The sequence below is a fragment of the Pseudotamlana haliotis genome, from assembly GCF_008806375.1.
GTDB lineage: Bacteria > Bacteroidota > Bacteroidia > Flavobacteriales > Flavobacteriaceae > Pseudotamlana > Pseudotamlana haliotis.
This window is the reverse complement of record NZ_WAAT01000045.1, coordinates 15,316-35,350: the sequence shown is the minus strand read 5'-3', so window position 1 is coordinate 35,350 and position 20,035 is coordinate 15,316. Positions and strand designations below refer to the sequence as shown.

The following is a 20,035-nucleotide window of genomic DNA, read 5'->3' as shown; positions in this document are numbered from 1 at the left end:
CGTTGCGTGGTTAAGCACTAAAGTTAGCAAATAAATCACAGATAGAAAGTCCGCGAGGCCTTTCGTAAGTAGGCTATAACTAGCAATGAATTATACACGGTGTTGCCAACAGTATTTATTTCCACAGTTCAAATTTTCCGTTTTTAAATTCAAATATTTTGTCCGAAACTAAATGGTCTCCTGATTCATTAATTTCGTTAATTGTATTCTTTAATTTCTCGATATTCTCTTTGTCATTTGTTCCAGTAACAAACACAACATCTCTTGCAGGAATTCCAATTATTAAATTTCCATTGACTGGAAAGTTTTCTTTATTCCAAATGTCAAATAAAATCAAACTTGCTTCGTAATCTCCTCCAGATGTTAGCATAAAATAACCATTTTCTCCGTGTCTTTCCATTTTAGAAACTACCGAATTTAGATTTTCTATTGCTTTTTCTTTTATTGTTTCAATTCCGACATTCAGATGCTCAAATTTTTCTTTTGTGAAATAGCTAATTGTATTTTCTTTATCCTCTGCATAAAATATGTATAATTCAGAATTATACTTTTCGTAAACGTGAGTGTTTTCAAAATTCTCAATGATTTTAGAGCTCTCTATTAAATATCTTTTGTCTTTAATTACTGGAACTATTCTTTTTAATTGGATTGGTTCTTCTGGAAGAAATAGGTCTTTCGAAGCGAATGTATATTTTTCAATTACGTTCTTTAAATCTTTTGGTTCATTTTTATATTCAGCGTAAGAGTTGTCCAAAAAATGTTGGTAATTGTCAGAATCTTTTAGTTTAGTAACAACTTCAAGTCCGTTGATTGAAACTAATTCCAAACCTTTAACTTTCTTTTTTAATTCAGCGAAGAATTTTTCGGCAAATTCCGATTCAGTCAAGTTAGATTTTGATTTAAAAAATGAAAGCATAAATGTTAACGATTCGTTTTTTTTATATTGTTGGCAACTATAATATATAGAACATAACGCTCTATATACTCCCAAATATAAGGTATATAATTGCCTTTTACACATTTTTCTTACCTCATTCAACTGCGCAAAATCCTCACTAAGTCCAAGTATTCCTTAGCTTACATCTTTGCTTGTTTCATTTCGTTAAGTAAATTTATATTACAAAATGAAGGCTCCTGCCTTACGCTCTTGTTCCAATCGTGAAATACCATATGTATTAGCATATAATTTCCATTGTGAAACAACAGCCAGAACTTCATCAATTATAATATTTCCCTTCTCTTTTTCTATTCTAAAATAGGGAGCAACTTCTAAAGCTAAGTCAAGATCTAAAGCATTATCATCTTCAGAAATATTTAATTTCAAACCCATCCCTGTTTCTACAGGATTTATATCGTAAGCTGGTGATAGTACCCAACCTTTTTCTTTCAATAAAAAACCGTGGTTCCTTAGATGATCATCTGTATTAGAAACACAAATACTAAAAACAATTCTTCGCCATAATTGTTTTAAGTCTTTTTCTGGATTCGCCCCGTGTTTTGTGATGAAATCTACCAACTCTAGATAACTAGCCCCAGAAGATGCATCTATGCCATCAGTATAGCCTAACAGTGTCATTGCAGATGCGAAATGAATTCTTTTACCTGAACGCGTTCTGTCAAAACGCTTAGTTAAAAACGTGTGTTGATTACTACTGAATTTTTCAGCTTTAGAATCCGCCATGTCAATACCAGCTTGAATGGCTAATTGATAAGTTACCATTTCCCAAGCACCAATATCGTCACCATCATTTTTACTCGGAAATTTAGCGATCCATAAATTTCCTTCGTTATCTAAAACACTTGCTTTTGGTCTTGCCCCACCTAAAGAAGAACCTGGGGAAACTAACATTTGCAACCACTTTAAATAATCAGGATCATCTAAGCTATCATCATCTTCCAGTCGTAAGCTTATTTGCTCTAATTCCCTAATTGACGTCCAAGGTGGACTTGCTAATTCTTTATTGTCATTCAAAAAAGAACCTTCTTTATCTAATTTAAAACGCAAAGCCCCCATTCTATGACCATCAAAAACACCTAATAGAAAATCCGTTTCAAACAATTTATCCGTTTTCCTGTCTTCTTTCCTAGCTAAAGCAGCTTCTCTTCTTTTCATTAGCACTCTACCCCAACGGTCTGGAGAGGAATCTAAAAATAATCCAAAATTTGACTTTTCATCATTCAAATATTGAACGCCTTCAAATAAGCCTAACTCTGGATCTAATTGATATGCATAATTAGATTGCAACCATTCTTTATTATAAGCAAAAGAAAATACCTCTTTCCCCCTCAAAGTCTCTGAATATAATTCGCCAATCAAAATAGGTGTAGCTAATTTGAACCAATCTCCATAAACATATATAGTCCTTTTCATTTTTTAGTTTCTTTTTGGTGCACGCTCCTTAGTTGTCAATCCTATATCTTGTAGTTTCCTTCCTAGAACATCATCTTTTGCAATATTTAAAACGTCTTTTTCTAAACCGAGTACATTTAAAACTTTAATGTAAATACCAATACTAACAGAACTTTTCCCTTTTTCTATAGAGTATAATGTTCTTCTGCTAGTACCTGCTCGCTCTGCAACTTGATCTGCACTTAATTTTCTTCTAAGACGAGCTAACTTTATTTGCTCGCCCATTTCTTCTAATAAACGCTCTAGCTTAGGTAGTAATATTGAATTGCTTTTAGACATAACTTGTAATATATTATACAAATATACGATTTTTGAGCAATATATTACTCGTTATAAAGGTAAGGTTGATAATGACCAAAAAGAACGAGATTAAGGCATATTCAAAAACTTAAATAAATTTGAAGAAGTAAATAATCTAGAAGGAATACTTTATTTCGAAAGCAAAGCGCCAATATCAAATTGTTTTATACGATAAAATCATTACAAACAACACCTAATTCGACACCTGTAAAAATATAGCCCTGCAAACATAATTCTTGTAGTGCTTTTCTGCATATAAAGAGGAAAATGCACTTATAGTATATAATTAGTATTGATAGTACTTCTCTTAAAAAATCAGAAAAAAGAATGTCTTACGTATAGAATTTCATGAGTTGATTTAAAGAGGGGTTAGTACTAACTCTTCATAAAAAGGTTATGTTAGTTAACAGGAGCTTTTAAGCAATATTCATAAACTATAAGGTTTTATGGAAAGTTTACTTCGTGTGCATCATTCCATCACAATTATTTTCTAAAGTGTAATTCAAAGTTTCTCCTAAATAATTATTGTATTTTTACGGCTTCAAAATTTTAGAATTGCATGTCGAAAGTTGTTTTAATTACTGGAGGGTCTTCTGGTATTGGTAAATCTATAGGTATATTTTTAAGTCAAAAAGGTTTTGTGGTTTACGGAACCAGTAGAAGTCCTAAAAAGTATAAGGATAGCCCGTTTCCTATTTTAGGCTTAGATGTGAAAGACAATCAAACTATTAGCCAAACGGTTGAAACGATTATCCAAAAGGAGGGAAGACTCGATGTCGTTGTTAATAACGCCGGTGCGGGTATTACAGGGCCTATTGAAGAAATTCCTGAAGCTGAGATTAAAAATAATTTTGAAACCAATTTTTTCGGCCCGATACGTGTCATCAAAGCCGTTTTACCGCAAATGCGTAAACAGGGAGAAGGCTTAATTATAAATATCACTTCTATTGCAGGCTATATGGGCTTGCCTTATCGTGGGGTTTATAGTGCTAGTAAAGGGGCATTAGAGTTGCTTACCGAAGCGTATCGCATGGAATTGAAAAGTTTCAATATTGAAATGACCAATGTTGCACCAGGAGATTTTGCTACTAATATTGCGGCAGGACGTTATCATGCACCACTCTTAGAAGATTCGCCATATAAAAAGCCTTATGGTGATACTCTAGATTTAATGAATACCCATGTTGATCATGGAAGTAATCCTAATTTAATGGCGGAGGCTGTTTATAAAGTTATTCAAACCAAAAAGCCTAAAGTACACTATAAAATAGGTGCTTTTATGCAGAAATTTTCAATCGTATTAAAGCGCATTTTACCAGATACGGTTTATGAAAAGCTTTTGATGAATCACTATAAGTTATGATTATTGGTTGATTAGACCAAGTAGATTGTCTTCAAAGTAGTAAGAGAAAATATTAGAGTTACTATCTAAAATTGTACTGTTTTGATCTACAATTATGGACTTAGTAATTGGGTAAATGATAAGTTTTTCAGAAGCAGATTCAGAGTTTTCAAACTGATATTCTCCAGCGTACTTGAAATTGAAGGTATTTAATAAAGTTTTTGCTTTGTCAATACCATAGTCATCAATGTTTATTGAGATAAAATCAACCTCAGGGTATTTCCTTCTTAGTTCCTTGATTTTATAATGACTGTCTTTAAAATGTTCATAATAGACATTAGACCAAAAACTAATGACGGTAAGTTTATTGATTTGATTGCCCAATTTTAAGCTGTTTTTGTTGTAATCAACAAGGTTTATCGTAGGCAGGGTAGAGCCTGTTTTTAAACGATGAATGGATTCAGCATAACGAGTCATGCGTACTTTTTCAGAAGCATTACTACTTTTTTCCTGATAAAAGTTTAAAACCTTTTTATTGTTAGTTTCATTATTACTTTTAGATAAGTATTTTAAAGTAAAATGATATAATAAGTCATCTTTGATTTTACTTTTAGATACCAAGCTGTCAACCAATTTTAAACGTTCAAAATTGTAGCAAAAGGCACGGGCTTCACGAGACTTCCCATTGTCATGACTTTTATGAACTTTTAGAGCTAGGTTACTAACATTATGTTTTAAAAATTGGCGGTAATTGTGGTAATCACTAAAAATAGTATCGTTATAATTGATGGTTTTTCTATAATCGTAAAAACCTTCAGGTAAACTTTTTAAGTTTTTAGCTTTGTTTCTTCCGTGATGCGCAAAAGGATAGACTTCTTTGTTGGAGTAGTAACTATAAGTGTTATTGGCTTCCACTATTCTAACAAATAAAGATGACGGATTGTATTTGTCTGTAAAGCGAGCAAGTTTTTCATCTTTTAATACTTTTATAGAATCAATTTTTTGCTCGTAGATTTTAGGTTCAAGCTGTGATAGCCTTATGATTGCTTTTTCTTCCTTTTCATGGTCAAGAAAATCTTCAATTAAATAGTTGTTTTTTTTAGCCCCTTTTCCTGTGAAAACCAAAGATTCATCAAAATCTAAAGTGTTTAACCTGAAAAACACACTGTCTCTAGGTTCCAAGAAAGCGATTTGTGCTTCAAGTCCGTGCTTAAAAGTGTAAATGCCAGATTTAACCGGGTTAATTTTATAAATAAAACGATTGACCCCATTTAGTTTTACAGTATCTAAAACGACATCATCCTTAGTTAAAATAACATAATTTGAACTGGGGTTGATAATTTCACCGCCCAAATAGGCATAGCTACATGGCGCTATCTCATCTTTGCAACTGGATAAAGTTACTAGTAAAACTAAAAATGAAAAGTAAAATCTCATAATAGGCGTTAGGGTGTCGTTTGTGCACAAAAGTATACCATGTTATGAAATTCGGCTGTTAAGAGGCTGTTAAAAGTTGTTTTACCCACAATTTTGAAGCCATTCTACACAATAAAATTGCAGGATTTAAGTTTCGTCTTACCGATTCATTTTTCTACTTTTGCAAAAATTTAAATCAAATTATGTTATCAGTATCAAATCTTTCTGTCCAATTTGGAAAACGCGTACTTTTCGATGAAGTGAATACCACTTTTAACAATGGAAACTGCTACGGTATTATTGGAGCCAATGGTTCAGGGAAATCAACGTTTTTAAAGATTATTTCTGGAAAAATGGACCCCACTTCTGGCCATGTGTCTTTAGAATCCGGAAAACGTATGTCGGTACTGGAGCAAAATCATAATTTATATGATGAACATACGGTTATAGAAACCATTTTAATGGGAAACAAACCCTTGTTCAAAATTAAAACTGAAATTGATGCGCTTTACGCCGATTACTCTGATGAAAATGCAGAGAAAATAGGGGAGTTACAGGTGCAGTTTGAGGAAATGGATGGATGGAATGCCGATAGCAACGCAGCCTCTATGTTATCCAACTTAGGGATTAAAGAAGAGTTTCATCACGTTATGATGGCCGATTTAGATGGTAAACAAAAGGTACGTGTGTTATTAGCTCAGGCTTTATTTGGAAACCCAGATGTGCTAATCATGGATGAGCCTACCAACGACTTAGATTATGAAACCATTTCTTGGTTAGAAAACTTTTTAGCCAATTATGATAACTGTGTGATTGTGGTTTCTCACGATAGACACTTTTTAGATGCGGTTTGTACACATATTTCAGATATTGACTTCGGAAAAATTAACCACTATTCAGGAAACTATACGTTTTGGTATGAGTCTTCGCAATTAGCGGCAAGACAACATGCGCAACAAAACAAAAAAGCGGAAGAAAAGAAAAAAGAATTAGAAGAGTTTATTCGTCGTTTTTCTGCCAACGTAGCAAAAAGTAAGCAAGCTACCAGTAGAAAGAAAATGATTGATAAATTGAATATTGCTGATATTCGTCGTACCAGTCGTAGATATCCAGCTATTATTTTTGAACGCGAAAGAGAAGCTGGTGATCAAATATTAAATGTTGAAGGTTTAGCCGCTTCTATTGATGGCGATGTGTTATTCAAAGACATCGATTTAAATCTTGCCAAAGGCGATAAGGTTGTGGTATTCTCAAGAGATTCTAGAGCAACAACCGCTTTTTATCAAATTTTAAATGATAAAGAAAAAGCCGATGCTGGTAAATTCATGTGGGGGGTAACCACGACACAATCGTACTTACCATTAGATAACAGTGAGTTTTTTAATAACGATTTAACCCTTATCGATTGGTTGCGTCAGTGGGCAACGACTGAAGAAGAGCGTGAAGAGGTAAACATTCGTGGTTTCCTTGGAAAAATGATTTTTAGTGGTGAAGAAGCCTTTAAAAAATCATCAGTACTATCAGGAGGTGAAAAAGTAAGATGTATGTTATCACGTATGATGATGATGCGTGCTAATGTTTTACAATTAGATGAACCTACCAATCACTTAGATTTAGAAAGTATTACTGCGTTTAATAATTCCTTGAAAAACTTTAAAGGAACCATCTTGTTTACAACGCACGATCATGAGTTCGCACAAACAGTTGCTAACCGCGTCGTAGAATTGACACCAAACGGAGTCATAGATCGTTACACTACATTTGATGAGTATATGCAAGACCCTAAAGTTAAAGAGTTACGTAATAAGATGTATACGGTTTAGGTATTATTCTTTTAAGTTCTGTGTAGTCCTAAAAAACGATACAGATTATTAAAGGATTAAAATTATTAATTAAAGCTGAACTATGTTAACATAGTTCAGCTTTTTTTAATTTATACTGTTTTCTTTTTAATTTTTGTTGTTTGTGCATCATATTTGGTGTCAAAATATGGTTTGACAGATTTGGTCTCAATGCGTTATAATGATTGACTGCATCTTTAATTATCAACTTTTTCGTTTCTAAATTAGTGTCATACTTAGCTATTTCAAATTCTTGATTTCAAATCCCATTTACTCGTTTAGCTATAGCATTTTAGTATGGATCATATTTTTCAGACATACTAGTAGTTATTGTGTTATCTTTTAATATTCGTTCGAGCAATACTGTAGCCCGCTGTCAGAGTGTTGTATTAAAGGATAATCATTATATTTTCTTCCTTCTAAAGCCATTTCAAGAGCTCTTATTGAGCCTTCCATTTCAAGAATAGGTGATATATGGTATCCCATTATCTTTTTTGGTAAGTTTGGAGCACCAACGTCGTAGGTTACCACCATACGTGTATGTTTAAAGGGGAGTCTCTTACTTTAAATTTTATTTTTCGGTAATAATCATAGGGGCCTGGAACGTTTATCCTATCATGATCGGAGCAATGATTGGCGTGTGTGGTTCCAAGATTAACCCATTTACCAACATGAGCATTGTTATGGTTTATGGGGTTTACTCTTTTTTTGTATTGCACATTAACGTTTTGAAAGCATAGAAATAATGCTAATAATGATGCACACAAGTAACTGTGGTGTTTTTTTATGAGGGTTTGAGTTCTAGATAATCTTAAAAAAATCCTCAACCCTATTAAATAATCTTCTTTATAACACGTAATTTGTGTGTATGCTGATTTTTTTCAGCATTGTAGATCCCTGTATGGTCTAACCTGTCAATTCTAACTTTTCCATGCGCATGAATGATATAATTATCTTTCATAATAATACCTACATGGATGATGTTTCCTTCGCTATTATCAAAAAAAGCTAAATCACCAGGCTCACTTTCTTCGATGAAACTTAAAGCATCGCCTTGTGTGGCCTGTTGAGAGGCATCTCGTAATAATTTATAGCCATTGAGTTTATAAACCATTTGTGTAAAGCCAGAACAATCAATACCAAAGGGCGTTTTTCCTCCCCATAAATAAGGGGTGTTTAAATAAAGAAAAGCCGTTTGAATGATATTTGATTTTTCGACTTGATTTTGAATAGAACTGCCGTCGTAAATATGATTGAGAAGTGAAAGTCCGTTTAATGTTGATCCAACTGAAATTGGAAAAATCTGTTGATTTTCATCTTCAATAAATTCAACTAAATCTGTTGAAAGTTTTATCTGCTCTTGATTGATGCTTTTATAGCTTTCTTCTGAAATTTCGAGATATTGTTTATTGTCTATCCAACCTTCATAATTATCAAAAGCCAGTCTAATTTTACTCCATTTTTTGCGTTGTTCAATAATTTTGAAAACTTCGCCATAAAGTACCTGTGAAACCAATTCGCTAGGGTCTGCAGGTTCATTTCGAAGCGGAACAATGCTTAAATTACAAATACCGTATTGCATTAAATACTTTTAATTTCGTTCTATAACAATTGCTGATGCACCGCCGCCTCCATTACATATAGCCGCTGCTCCAATTTTTGAATTATTCTGTTCTAATATATTAAGTAATGTAATGAGGATTCTCACTCCTGAACATCCTAAAGGATGCCCTAAAGATACAGCACCACCGTTTACATTGACATTTTTATCTGTTAAGCCTAATAGTTTCATATTAGCCAAGCCAACCACAGAGAAAGCTTCGTTAAATTCAAAGTAATCGACATCGCCTATACTTATACCAGCTTTGTCTAAGGCTTTAGGAAGCGCTTTGGCAGGTGCTGTAGTAAACCATTCTGGCTCTTGTGAAGCATCTGCATAACTTTTAATAGTAGCTAATGGTTTTAAACCCAATTCGTCAGCCTTAGCTTTACTCATTAAAATTACAGCTCCAGCACCATCATTGATGGTTGAAGCATTGGCCGCTGTTACGGTGCCTTCTTTTGTGAAAGCAGGGCGCAGTTGTGGGATTTTATCTATCTTAACATTAGTAAACTCCTCGTCTTTAGAAATCTCTATTGGTTCTCCACGACGTTGAGGCACTTCAACAGGAACTACTTCATTATCAAATTTTCCATTTTTCCACGCCTCCGTAGAACGCTTATAAGATTGAATAGCATAAGCATCTTGAGCTTCACGGCTAAAGTCGTGTTTAGTTGCACAAGCATCAGCACAAACTCCCATAGCATTTCCATCGTAAGCATCAACCAAACCATCTTTTTGTAAGCCATCAATTAGTGTTGATGGTCCAAATTTAGTTCCTGTACGGTTGTATAAATAATGCGGAATAAGACTCATGTTTTCCATACCACCAGCGACCACAATTTCAGCATCACCAAGCATTATAGCTTGTGCGCCTTGCATAACAGCTTTCATACCTGAAGCACAGACCTTATTGACTGTAGTACATGGTACGGTTTTAGGAATTCCAGCGTAAAGCGCTGCTTGTTTAGCAGGAGCTTGACCCGTTCCAGCCTGAATCACGTTACCCATTAAAACTTCATCAACCAATTCAGGGTTTAAATTAATTTTACTTAATGCTCCCGAAATAGCAGCAGCCCCTAATTTAGGCGCTGGTACGGTAGATAAGCCACCCATAAAACGACCTATTGGTGTTCTTGCTGCAGAAACTATAACGACTTCTTGTACCATGGATGAAATTATTAGTTTAGTACTTGCGAAAGTAGCAATTTTTTAGGAGAATTTTGAACGATTGGAGGATTATAAACAAGGCTAAAAGTCTATAATTTTATTACATTTGATACTTCCAAGCCATAATTAAATACGATATTTGAGGATAAATACTAGTTCTTGTTTAAAATGACCTTAATAAAACACACATTTTTCCTTTCTATTTCAGAATAAAAAGAAGCCGTAGCTCAGGCTATGCCATTTTTTCCTGCTTCAAATAAAGAAAAAAATCATCATTTTATTTTAAGATCATTTCAAACAAGAACTGGTATAACAAGATGATTTTTACGATTGTTAATGATAACCTATAAAACAGGAATGCAAAGACTAGATGAAAGACTTCATAAATAAATTATATAAAAACCATTCCCTTATTTATAAAGGTTTATTATTCATTTGTACCACTTTTTTAATTGTGTATTTGTTTCCGAAAAGCGGAAAATTCAAATACAATTTTGAAAAAGGAAAACCTTGGCAATCAGAGAATTTATATGCACCATTTGATTTTGCAATTCGGAAAACAGAAGCCGAAATTGCTGAAGAAAAAAAGAATGTTTCAGAGAAGACTTTATTGTATTTTAATCTTAATGATACCATTGAGAAAAGTGTAATAAATGAGTACGCCATTGCATTCCAAAATCAATTGGTAGACTCCTTAAGCCGCTCAGAAGCCAAAAAATTAGAAAGGGCTGGAGAAGCGATTATTTCAGAATTGTACGCTTACGGTGTACTTGATGAGAGCTTAAATTACCCACAGGACCAGTTTGTCGCGATTTTAGATGGTAGAGAGCAGGTGCAAAGCGGATTTTATTCCAATTTGGTGGAGCAAAACGCGATAACTCCAATTATTAATGATATTTTAAACAAAAATGGCTTATCTGAGTATAAAAACGAATTCGTTTCGTTGTTTTTTGATTTGGTTAAGCCCGACCTTAGTTTTAATAAGGTTATAACAGATAAGGCGCTTCAAGATGAACTTGATAAAATCGCTTACATACGAGGTAGTGTGGTTAAAGGCACGCTCATTGTTTCAAAAGGTGAAGTGGTTGAAGGCGGAAAGTATCAGATTTTAAAATCGCTACAGTCTGAATACGAATCGCAAGTTTGGAATGAAGCCGATTACAATTGGGTGTTATTTGCCTATACTTTATTAGTGGCCTTAGCCTTGCTGATGTTGCTCTTGTTTTTGATGAAATATCGTATTGAAGTTTTTGAGAACAATACCAAGGTCACCTTTATTTTCTTCAACATATCGTTAATCATTTTTATAACCACCTTGGTTGTTAATTATAATTCTAAATACATATATATTGTACCTATTTGTGTATTGCCGTTAGTTTTAAAAGCGTTTTTTGATTCGCGATTAGGGTTGTTTGCGCATGTACTTACTGTGCTTCTCATTGGTTTTATTGTACCCAATAGTTATGAGTACATGTTTCTTCAAATTATAGCTGGTATTGTTACGATTTTAACCGTTTCTGAATTGTATAAGCGGGCCAATTTGTTTATTTCAGTCGGACAAATTACCTTAATTTATATCATTGCCTATTTTGCCTTTTTTGTCATTCATGAAGGCAGTGTAGACGATTTAAAATGGGAAACTTTTATTTGGTTTATCTTATGTGGTTTGGCAACATTGTTTGTTCAACCATTAATCTATGCTTATGAGAAATTATTCGGTTTGGTTTCCGATGTTTCACTTTTAGAGTTATCAGATACTAATTCTAAACTTCTTAAAGAGTTAGCGAATAAGGCACCAGGAACGTTTCACCACTCGTTAAATGTGGCTAATTTAGCAGAATCTTCAGCTAATGAAATTGGAGCTAATGCTATGCTCGTAAGGGTAGGAGCGCTGTATCATGATATTGGTAAGATGAAACAGCCAACCTATTACACCGAGAATCAATCAACAGGTATTAATCCGCATGATGAGCTGTCTTCAAGAGAAAGTGCTAGGATTATTACAGATCACGTGATTAACGGTGTAGAGATAGCTAAGAAGCATAATCTTCCAGATCGTGTGATAGATTTTATTAGAACGCACCACGGTACTAGTGTGGTGTATTATTTTTATATGCAAGAGAAGAATGCTTTTCCAGATATTGAGGTTGATAAATCAGATTTTAGTTATCCAGGACCAAAACCTTTCAGTAAGGAAACGGCTATCCTTATGATGTGTGATAGTATTGAAGCGGCTTCTAAAAGTTTAAAGGAACCAACATCAACTAAAATAGAAGCTTTTGTTGAAAATATCATCAATAAGCAAATAGAGGAGGGGCAATTTCTTAATGCTAACATTACTTTTAAAGAAATTGAGTCTATTAAAAAAGTGCTAAAACACAAGCTTGCAAATATTTACCATTTACGAATAGAATATCCTGAATAAAATTTAAAAAAAGTAGCTTAAAAAGTTGTGAGATATCCTTCTTTGATATATTTTTGCAACCGCAAATTATTGCAATAGTTCTTATATAGAATAATGGAGAGGTGCCTGAGTGGCCGAAAGGAGCGGTTTGCTAAATCGTCGTACCTAGAAATAGGTACCCAGGGTTCGAATCCCTGTCTCTCCGCAAATTTCTTTTTTAGAAATTTAGATAACCATTATTCGGGGTGTAGCGTAGCCCGGTTATCGCGCCGCGTTTGGGACGCGGAGGTCGCAGGTTCGAATCCTGCCACCCCGACTAAAGTAAATACCAATAGAATCTAAAACCTTGTAAATCGTATGATTTACAAGGTTTTTTGATTTTTAGGCAATTATTCTAACAATGCTTTTATAAGCCCTCTATATGAGAGGTCTATTTTGTTTTTAATTATCTTCTAAGGCAGCCGTAATACTGCTAACAATTTCAAGTGTTTTTGTGAGTTCGTCATTATTTACAAAAATCTCTTGAAAACCAGGAAAAGTTCCTCCTCCAAATCCTGCTAACCTTGCAGATTCGGTTTGATCTTTTACAATCGGACTAATATTTTCATTTTCCAATTCGGAAACAATGCGCTTAACGATTATGAAATCGCCTGTATATACTTTTGTGAAATTTGAATCAGACATGATATTAGGTTTTTATGTTCTATACTAAAGATACGAAATATAATTATTAGTAGCAGTAGTTGGTAATAGCTAGTTATATATAAAAGCAAAAAAGCCATATCAACATTAGTGATACGGCCCTTTTTTTATAAATAGTTTTAATAGCAATCTATCTCAATTCAGCTCCTAACTTTGTTTCAAAAGTGTTTTGAAGCTTTTTCATGATTTTATCAATCTGCTTATCGTTAAGCGTTTTGTTTTCATCTAAAAGAGTAAAACTCACTGCGTAACTCTTTTTACCTGCTGGTAAGTTTTTACCTTGATAGACATCAAACAAATTCACGTCTTTTAAAATTTGCTTTTCACTTTGTTTTGCAAGTGTGTAAATGGACTCAAACGTAACGTTTTCATCTAATAATAAAGCAAAATCACGACGTACAGCTTGGAACTTAGGAATGGCCTTAAATTTAATTTTATTGTGCTTAACGACTTCTAAAATAGCATCCCAGTTAAAATCTGCGTAAATAACCTCTTGAGCGATGTCAAAATGCTTCAGAATAGATTTCTTCACAATTCCGAAATCAACCAACTTATTTTTTCCTAAGCTCATGGTTAAGCCTTCAGAAAACAAATCGCTAGAAATAGGCGTTTCTTTAACTCTAGAAATACCCAAACGCTCTAAAACGGCGATGGCAAGTCCTTTCATTAAAAAGAAATCACTCTTTTTATTTTGGTCGTGCCATTTTTCTGCACTGTGATTTCCTGTAATAAAAAGTGATAAATGCTTAAATTCTTCACGTTTGTCATCAAAACCATGGTAAGTATTACCAAATTCAAAGAATTTTAAATCGGCACGTTTTCTATTAATATTAAAGGCAATAGATTCTAATCCAGAAAACAATAAAGACTGTCTTAAAACTGATAAATCACCACTTAAAGGGTTTAGCATACTAATGTTGTGTTCGTCCTTTAACTGTTCGCTTAGCGTGACGTAATTAGGTGTTGTTAACGAGTTTGAAAGGATTTCGTAAAAGCCTTGAGACGCTAACTGGTTACCTATAATATTTTGGATTTTATAATCTTCAAATCGCGATGTTGTGGCGATTGATGCGTTTAATTTCTTGGTCGTTTTAACATTGTTGTACCCGTAAACACGAAGAATTTCTTCAATAATATCAGCTTCACGTTGTACATCGTTTCTGTAAGCTGGTACGGTTAAACCTAAACCAGTTTCGGTAACGTTGTTCACTTTAATTTCTAAAGAAGACAAAATACGCTTAATGATTTCCTTCGGAATTTCTTCACCAATTAATTTTTTGGCATTATCAAAACTTAAGCGGACTTCAAAATCGTTTATTTTCTTCGGATAAAAATCAACTATATCACTAGTGATTTCTCCACCAGCAATTTCTTGAATAAGTAAAGCAGTACGTTTTAAAGCGTATTCAGTGATGTTAGGGTCAATACCACGTTCGAATCTAAATGAAGCATCAGTATTTAAACCGTGACGTTTGGCAGTTTTTCGAACGCTCACTGGGTTGAAGTAAGCACTTTCTAAAAAGATACTCGTGGTACCATCGGTAACACCTGAATGGGCTCCACCAAAAACACCAGCAATACACATTGGTTTTTCAGCATCACAAATCATTAAATCATCGGCGTGTAATTCGCGTTCAATACCATCAAGAGTTGTAAATTTAGTTCCTGCTTCAAGGGTTTTGACTTCAATTTTATGACCTTCAATTTTATTAGCGTCAAAAGCGTGAAGTGGCTGACCTAAATCATGCAAAACATAATTTGTAGCATCAACGATATTGTTAATCGGACTTAAACCTATAGCTTTTAAACGGTTTTGCAACCAAGCCGGAGACTCCTTAACTTTTAATCCAGAAATGGTTAAACCACAGTAACGTGGTGCCAATTCTTTATCATTGACATCAACATCAATTTTTAGGATACGACTATCTACCCTAAAAGCACTTACCGATGGGGTAATCAATTCAATATTAATTTCTTTTTGAGCAAAACCGGCTTTTAAATCTCTGGCGGTACCATAATGACTCATGGCATCGGCACGGTTAGGTGTTAATCCGATTTCAAAAACCTTATCATTTTCAACTTCATAAAGTTCTGCTACAGGAGTTCCAACAGCGATAACTTCGTCTAAGACCAAAATACCATCATGTGATTTTCCTAAGCCCAATTCATCTTCAGCGCAAATCATTCCGAAACTAGCTTCACCTCGTATTTTTCCTTTTTTGATGGTCCAAGCTTCACCTTCTTCTGAATAAAGCGTGGTACCAATAGTGGCTACAGGAACTTTTTGACCCGCAGCAACATTAGGAGCGCCACAAACAATTTGTAGCGGCGAATCTTCACCTATATTGACTGTAGTGATTTTAAGCTTATCGGCATTTGGGTGTTTTTCGCAAGTGAGTACCTCGCCAACAACAACACCTTCTAAACCACCTTTAACCGATTGAAAAGTATCTAAACCTTCAACCTCAAGTCCTAAATCTGTAAGTAATTCGCTAGTTTGTTCTGGTGACCAATCTGTTTTTATAAATTGTTTTAACCAGTTATATGAAATTTTCATAAATATCTATCCTAATTTAAAGGCTGCAAAGATAAAATATTGAAGCAAGCATTCAAACAAAGCGCTGCGATTTGTGAATAATAATTTTCAGCTGAAATGACTATGTTCCGAAGGACTGAAAATAGCCTTAGAATGTACCTTTTAAAACTGAAACGTATTTTATTTAAACCTTGATGATAATCTTCTTTTTATACATCCAAAAACCTAAATAGCCATAAATAAAAACTACAACAAGACCATAAAATAATGAGGCTAATTTAGGTCCTATACTTTCAGGAAAAAATAGGGTTTCAAATAGCCAAGAATGGATGTTATGGTTTTCATTAACTGGAATGTTGTACATGCATTTTGAAAGTAAACTTGATAAGAAATATACGGTGATGGCGTTGACGCCTATGTATTTAAAAATAGTACCAAATGGATACTGTTTCACATCTCTTAAATAATAGATTAGAGCTAAAATGAGCGTTCCCCAGCCGCTGGTTACGAGTACAAAACTACTGCTCCAAATAGCTTTGTTTATTGGGAAGACTAAACTAAAAGCATAGCCAGAGATTAGTAAACTAAAAGCAGTAATGACTAAGGTTTTTAGTGGTGCAATACGATTTAGAATTTTACCAATTAATACGCCAATTAGACTGGAAGCGATGCTAGGTATGGTGCTTAAAAGCCCTTCAGGGTCGTAATCGGGCTGCCACATATGCTTGCCTAGAATTTTTAAATCTAAATAGTTAGCCCAATTGTTAGGTGCGCGATCAAAAGTGAGGGCACCAAGTTCGTTTGGTAAAGGCACAAAACCTAGAAAGGCATAATAGCCTATTAAAATAGTGAGTATGATTGCTGCAAGCTGTTTCCAATTAAAGTTTAAATACAAAACAGCGGTGATAAAAAACACGATACCAATGCGTTGTAGAACTCCTGGAATTCGCCAAGTTTCTAAATCTACTACAAACGGAAAAAGTGGTGTGAACAAGTTTAAAAACAATCCTAAACCGATAAGTTTTAAACTTCTAATGCCTACTTTTTTATAGGTGCTTGACGTATTGGGTTTGTTCTTATAAGCGTAATAAATTGAAATCCCTACAATGTATAAAAAGAATGGAAATATGAGATCTGTAGGGGTGAGTCCGTGCCATTCAGCATGCAGGAGTGGGGCATAAACATGTCCCCAATCTCCTGGTGTGTTTACCAAAATCATGGCAATAATAGTTATACCCCGTAGGATATCTACGGACTCAATTCGTTTTGATGTCACCATAATTATTTTAGTTTTAAGCCTTTTTTAATCCAAGTTTATGTCCGAAAAAAGCATAATAAAGAATGAAAGCATAGCACGGTAATAGTATCCAGTACCCGTATGAAGCAGCTTCAGCAGTAGCTTGCGTGGTTTCACTACCTAAAGCAATAAGGGATTCTTTTTTACTATCTACCATAGCTCCATAAAGAGGTGGAATGATAGCGCCTCCAGAAATAGCCATAATTAATAGGGCAGAAGCTGTTTTTGTAAATTTCCCTAATCCGGTAAGTGCTAATGGCCAAATAGCAGGCCAAACTAAAGCATTGGCAATACCTAGGGCAGCTACAAACAACACAGATGTAAACCCTGTGGTAAACACAATGCAAAAAGATAAAAGGATACCTAAAACAGCACTAGATTTTAAAGCAGTTGCTTGACTCATGTATTTTGGAATTAAAAATACGCCAATAGCATAAGTCGCAACCATGGCCATGAGTGTATAAAGCGTGAAGTATTTAGACTCTTCAACAGGTATGTTAAGTGAAATTCCGTAAGAAATAATAGTATCTCCAGCGATAACTTCTACACCAACATATAGAAATAAAGCTAATACGCCTAACCATAAATGTGGAAATTGAAAAATGCTAGATTTTGCCGCTTCTCCTGTTTTTGAAGCTTCTATTGGTTCGGCTTCAACATTTGGTAGAGGTGCTTTTAATATTAATAATCCTAAAACGACTAAAACGACAGCCATAATAATGTATGGTGTCACGACACTATCTGCCATAGTATTAAGTAATGTGGCTTTTTCCGAGGCATCGACAACCATAAGCTTTTCTTTGATTTCATCGATTCCCGAAAGTAAAATAGCTCCGAAAATTACAGAACCTAATCCCCCTGCTACTTTATTGGCAATCCCCATGATGGCGATACGTTTTGCAGCACTTTCTATAGGGCCTAAAATGGTAATGTATGGGTTTGAAGCCGTTTGTAATAGGGTCATACCAGCACCTTGAATGAAAATAGCGGTTAAAAACATCCAGTAGGTTCTGGCTTCGGCTGCTGGAATAAAAATTAAGGCGCCTACAGCCATGATGATTAAACCAAGTGACATGCCTTTTTTATAGCCGATTTTATTAATAATATACGATGCAGGCAAAGCCATAACTACAAAGGAAATATAGGATGCTGAAGCCACTAAATAAGACTGCGCATCGGTGAGTTCGTTTATGGTTTTCATGAATGGGATAAGTGCCCCATTAATCCAGGTTACAAACCCGAATATGAAAAATAGTCCCGCGATGATTAAAATTGGAACTAAGGTATTTTTTTCTGAAGTAGAATTGGGTGTTTGGTTATTAGACATGGTTGTTTTTTGAGTTATTTATGTTAGTTTTCTTTATCGTCGTTTATATTAAAAATACGTTCTTTGGCGAGTTTGAGATAATTGCGCCCAATAGGTATTTTTCGGTTTGAAATTTCAACAGTATTTCCTTCCAAAGCACTTATTTTATTAATTGAAATGGTATAAGAACGATGAATACGCATGAAATTGGATTGTGGTAATTCCTCTGTAATAGCAGAAAGTGACTTATGAACCACATGATCGCCCATTTGAGTAATCACCTTGATGTAATCTTTAAGGCTTTCTATATATAGAATATCATTTAAATTAATTTTTACAAGTTTCTTGTTAACCTTTAAAAAAATATGAGGTTCTTGTTGTAAACTCGCATCTACAGCCATATTACTCACAAATACTTGTTGGTAAATTTTATTAACCGTTTTTAGGAAGCGATTAAACGGAATAGGTTTTACCAAATAATCTAAAATATTCAGTTCAAAACTTTTTATGGCATATTCCCGATAGGCCGTAGTGATAACAATAAGTGGTTTATAACTGAGGTTATCAATAAAGGCAAAGCCCGTCATTTGAGGCATATTGATATCTAGAAATATAACATCAATCTTTTCTTGCTCTAAAATACGGTAAGCCTTAAGCGGATTATTGAAGGTCTCAACAATCTCAATGTGGTCAAAGTTTTTTAAATGACTCTCAATTACTGTAATAGCAAGAGGTTCGTCATCTATAATGATGCATTTAATTTTCATTGGGTAGGTATTTTTAAATACAATTTATATAGGTTGCCTTCTACTGTAGATTCTAAAACGTAATTATTGGCAAACAGCAGATTTAAACGTCGTTTAGCATTTTGATTTCCAATGCCATTGGTTTCAGTGTTTATAACATTTGGGTTAAAATTATTAATGATATTTATTTCAATAAAACCAGAGTTTAAAACTTTAAAACTCATGTTTATTTTAAGCTTGTCATTTTGTTTCATACCGTGCTTAAAGCAATTCTCTACAAAGGAAAGTAGGAGTAATGGTGGTACACAGATTTCTTCAATATCTCCAGTAATATCCATTTCGGCTTCAACAGCATCGTTAAAACGAATACGCTCAATGTCTATAAAGTTATTGATATGATTAATTTCTTGTAGCAAACTGGCTTTCGAGCTTTTTACTTCATATAAAATATATTGCATCATATCAGACAGCTTTAAAACTAAGTTGGGCGCATTGTCTGATTTACTAAGGGTTAAAGCATATAAGTTATTTAGCGTATTAAAAAAGAAGTGCGGCTGAATTTGAGTACGTAAATATTTAAGTTCGGTACTCATTTGTAGTTTTGCTAAATCTTCGTTGAGTCGTTTTTCTATAGACCAATCAATAACAATTTTAATGGCTGTGGTAAAACCAATCACATAAAGTTCACCTAAAACTACGGCTATGATATGGTTAAGTTCCATAAAATTACCTGGAGTTTCTGCTTCAGGCCATATTTCTTCAGTCACTAAAACATAGTTTAAGCCAGTTCTAACTAAATACACCATAAACAACATGGTACTTAAATAAAGTATATATGTCCAGTATTTTTTCCGAAGAATAAATCGTGGGATCAAATAATAGATGTTGATGTATACTATTATAATATGAATAGGAAACTCAACTAAGTTAGACTTAAACGAATACCAGTAATCATTAAAATAACT

Annotated in this window: 17 protein-coding genes and 2 tRNA genes; 5 read left to right on the top strand and 14 right to left on the bottom strand. The window is 34.1% G+C overall.

Going from position 1 to position 20,035, the window contains the following annotated elements; genetic code table 11:
- Positions 1 to 115: 115 nt before the first annotated feature.
- From F6U93_RS09925 to F6U93_RS09915, 3 genes are all read right to left on the bottom strand, one after another.
- A complete protein-coding gene (locus tag F6U93_RS09925; protein WP_191963495.1) occupies positions 116 to 886 on the bottom strand; it encodes a DUF1444 family protein in 771 nt (256 codons plus the stop codon).
- A 231-nt stretch (positions 887 to 1,117) separates the two neighbouring features.
- On the bottom strand, positions 1,118 to 2,371 hold the full coding sequence (locus tag F6U93_RS09920; protein WP_150939342.1) for a type II toxin-antitoxin system HipA family toxin: 1,254 nt from the start codon (positions 2,369 to 2,371) through the stop codon (positions 1,118 to 1,120).
- A gap of 3 nt (positions 2,372 to 2,374) precedes the next feature.
- On the bottom strand, positions 2,375 to 2,710 hold the full coding sequence (locus F6U93_RS09915; RefSeq protein ID WP_225312654.1) for a helix-turn-helix transcriptional regulator: 336 nt from the start codon (positions 2,708 to 2,710) through the stop codon (positions 2,375 to 2,377).
- A 559-nt stretch (positions 2,711 to 3,269) separates the two neighbouring features.
- Here F6U93_RS09915 and F6U93_RS09910 point away from each other — a divergent pair.
- Positions 3,270 to 4,073: an SDR family oxidoreductase gene (locus F6U93_RS09910; protein WP_150939340.1), complete on the top strand. Its 804-nt coding sequence runs from the start codon at positions 3,270 to 3,272 to the stop codon at positions 4,071 to 4,073.
- Here F6U93_RS09910 and F6U93_RS09905 read toward each other — a convergent pair whose 3' ends face one another.
- A complete protein-coding gene (locus F6U93_RS09905) occupies positions 4,074 to 5,489 on the bottom strand; it encodes a TlpA family protein disulfide reductase (RefSeq protein WP_150939338.1) in 1,416 nt (471 codons plus the stop codon).
- Between the two features lie 182 nt (positions 5,490 to 5,671).
- Here F6U93_RS09905 and F6U93_RS09900 point away from each other — a divergent pair, with 182 nt between their 5' ends.
- On the top strand, positions 5,672 to 7,291 hold the full coding sequence (locus F6U93_RS09900) for an ABC-F family ATP-binding cassette domain-containing protein (protein WP_150939336.1): 1,620 nt from the start codon (positions 5,672 to 5,674) through the stop codon (positions 7,289 to 7,291).
- Between the two features lie 360 nt (positions 7,292 to 7,651).
- On the opposite strand, the gene F6U93_RS09895 is transcribed toward F6U93_RS09900, so the two are convergent.
- The 4 genes from F6U93_RS09895 to F6U93_RS09880 all read right to left on the bottom strand — a co-directional run bounded on the left by F6U93_RS09895 (position 7,652) and on the right by F6U93_RS09880 (position 10,079).
- Positions 7,652 to 7,843 carry a hypothetical protein gene (locus tag F6U93_RS09895; protein ID WP_150939332.1) on the bottom strand — a complete coding sequence of 64 codons (192 nt, stop codon included), beginning with the start codon at positions 7,841 to 7,843 and terminating at the stop codon, positions 7,652 to 7,654.
- Positions 7,834 to 8,028, bottom strand: coding sequence for a hypothetical protein (locus F6U93_RS14875; protein WP_150939331.1), 195 nt, complete (start codon positions 8,026 to 8,028; stop codon positions 7,834 to 7,836). Before F6U93_RS14875 ends, F6U93_RS09895 begins: the two co-directional genes overlap by 10 nt.
- A 113-nt stretch (positions 8,029 to 8,141) precedes the next feature.
- On the bottom strand, positions 8,142 to 8,891 hold the full coding sequence (locus tag F6U93_RS09885) for a C40 family peptidase (RefSeq protein ID WP_150939329.1): 750 nt from the start codon (positions 8,889 to 8,891) through the stop codon (positions 8,142 to 8,144).
- 9 nt (positions 8,892 to 8,900) lie between these two features.
- Entirely contained in the window at positions 8,901 to 10,079 is a 1,179-nt protein-coding gene (locus F6U93_RS09880; protein ID WP_150939327.1) for an acetyl-CoA C-acyltransferase, read from the bottom strand.
- Positions 10,080 to 10,449: 370 nt separating this feature from the next.
- On the opposite strand from F6U93_RS09880, the gene F6U93_RS09875 reads away from it, so the two are divergent.
- The 3 genes from F6U93_RS09875 (at position 10,450) to F6U93_RS09865 (ending at position 12,799) form a co-directional block, all read left to right on the top strand.
- Entirely contained in the window at positions 10,450 to 12,504 is a 2,055-nt protein-coding gene (locus F6U93_RS09875; RefSeq protein WP_150939325.1) for an HD family phosphohydrolase, read from the top strand.
- 95 nt (positions 12,505 to 12,599) lie between these two features.
- A tRNA-Ser gene (locus tag F6U93_RS09870) sits at positions 12,600 to 12,688 on the top strand.
- A gap of 36 nt (positions 12,689 to 12,724) precedes the next feature.
- A tRNA-Pro gene (locus F6U93_RS09865) sits at positions 12,725 to 12,799 on the top strand.
- 125 nt (positions 12,800 to 12,924) lie between these two features.
- Here F6U93_RS09865 and F6U93_RS09860 read toward each other — a convergent pair.
- The 6 genes from F6U93_RS09860 to F6U93_RS09835 all read right to left on the bottom strand — a co-directional run bounded on the left by F6U93_RS09860 (position 12,925) and on the right by F6U93_RS09835 (position 19,876).
- Positions 12,925 to 13,167 carry a putative signal transducing protein gene (locus F6U93_RS09860; RefSeq protein ID WP_150939323.1) on the bottom strand — a complete coding sequence of 81 codons (243 nt, stop codon included), beginning with the start codon at positions 13,165 to 13,167 and terminating at the stop codon, positions 12,925 to 12,927.
- A gap of 148 nt (positions 13,168 to 13,315) precedes the next feature.
- Complete coding sequence (gene pheT, locus F6U93_RS09855) at positions 13,316 to 15,742, bottom strand: phenylalanine--tRNA ligase subunit beta (RefSeq protein WP_150939321.1); 2,427 nt, start codon at positions 15,740 to 15,742, stop codon at positions 13,316 to 13,318.
- Between the two features lie 163 nt (positions 15,743 to 15,905).
- Positions 15,906 to 17,000 (bottom strand): acyltransferase family protein, encoded by a 1,095-nt coding sequence (locus F6U93_RS09850; protein WP_150939319.1) that lies wholly within the window; start codon positions 16,998 to 17,000, stop codon positions 15,906 to 15,908.
- Positions 17,001 to 17,013: 13 nt separating this feature from the next.
- On the bottom strand, positions 17,014 to 18,345 hold the full coding sequence (locus F6U93_RS09845; RefSeq protein ID WP_150939317.1) for a sugar MFS transporter: 1,332 nt from the start codon (positions 18,343 to 18,345) through the stop codon (positions 17,014 to 17,016).
- Between the two features lie 23 nt (positions 18,346 to 18,368).
- The gene (locus F6U93_RS09840) at positions 18,369 to 19,091 is read right to left on the bottom strand and encodes a LytR/AlgR family response regulator transcription factor (protein ID WP_150939315.1); all 723 of its coding nucleotides are present in this window, start codon (positions 19,089 to 19,091) and stop codon (positions 18,369 to 18,371) included.
- Positions 19,088 to 19,876: a sensor histidine kinase gene (locus F6U93_RS09835; protein WP_225312652.1), complete on the bottom strand. Its 789-nt coding sequence runs from the start codon at positions 19,874 to 19,876 to the stop codon at positions 19,088 to 19,090. Before F6U93_RS09835 ends, F6U93_RS09840 begins: the two co-directional genes overlap by 4 nt.
- Positions 19,877 to 20,035: the final 159 nt, after the last annotated feature.

Excerpts from the sequence above, each read along its gene's own strand:
- F6U93_RS09920 (WP_150939342.1), bottom strand. The coding sequence starts at position 2,371 with ATGAAAAGGACTATATATGTTTATGGAGATTGGTTCAAATTAGCTACA.
- F6U93_RS09910 (WP_150939340.1), top strand. The coding sequence starts at position 3,270 with ATGTCGAAAGTTGTTTTAATTACTGGAGGGTCTTCTGGTATTGGTAAA.
- F6U93_RS09905 (WP_150939338.1), bottom strand. The coding sequence starts at position 5,489 with ATGAGATTTTACTTTTCATTTTTAGTTTTACTAGTAACTTTATCCAGT.
- F6U93_RS09900 (WP_150939336.1), top strand. The coding sequence starts at position 5,672 with ATGTTATCAGTATCAAATCTTTCTGTCCAATTTGGAAAACGCGTACTT.
- F6U93_RS09895 (WP_150939332.1), bottom strand. The coding sequence starts at position 7,843 with ATGGTGGTAACCTACGACGTTGGTGCTCCAAACTTACCAAAAAAGATA.
- F6U93_RS09885 (WP_150939329.1), bottom strand. The coding sequence starts at position 8,891 with ATGCAATACGGTATTTGTAATTTAAGCATTGTTCCGCTTCGAAATGAA.
- F6U93_RS09880 (WP_150939327.1), bottom strand. The coding sequence starts at position 10,079 with ATGGTACAAGAAGTCGTTATAGTTTCTGCAGCAAGAACACCAATAGGT.
- F6U93_RS09875 (WP_150939325.1), top strand. The coding sequence starts at position 10,450 with ATGAAAGACTTCATAAATAAATTATATAAAAACCATTCCCTTATTTAT.
- F6U93_RS09860 (WP_150939323.1), bottom strand. The coding sequence starts at position 13,167 with ATGTCTGATTCAAATTTCACAAAAGTATATACAGGCGATTTCATAATC.
- pheT (WP_150939321.1), bottom strand. The coding sequence starts at position 15,742 with ATGAAAATTTCATATAACTGGTTAAAACAATTTATAAAAACAGATTGG.
- F6U93_RS09850 (WP_150939319.1), bottom strand. The coding sequence starts at position 17,000 with ATGGTGACATCAAAACGAATTGAGTCCGTAGATATCCTACGGGGTATA.
- F6U93_RS09845 (WP_150939317.1), bottom strand. The coding sequence starts at position 18,345 with ATGTCTAATAACCAAACACCCAATTCTACTTCAGAAAAAAATACCTTA.
- F6U93_RS09840 (WP_150939315.1), bottom strand. The coding sequence starts at position 19,091 with ATGAAAATTAAATGCATCATTATAGATGACGAACCTCTTGCTATTACA.
- F6U93_RS09835 (WP_225312652.1), bottom strand. The coding sequence starts at position 19,876 with ATGGTGTATTTAGTTAGAACTGGCTTAAACTATGTTTTAGTGACTGAA.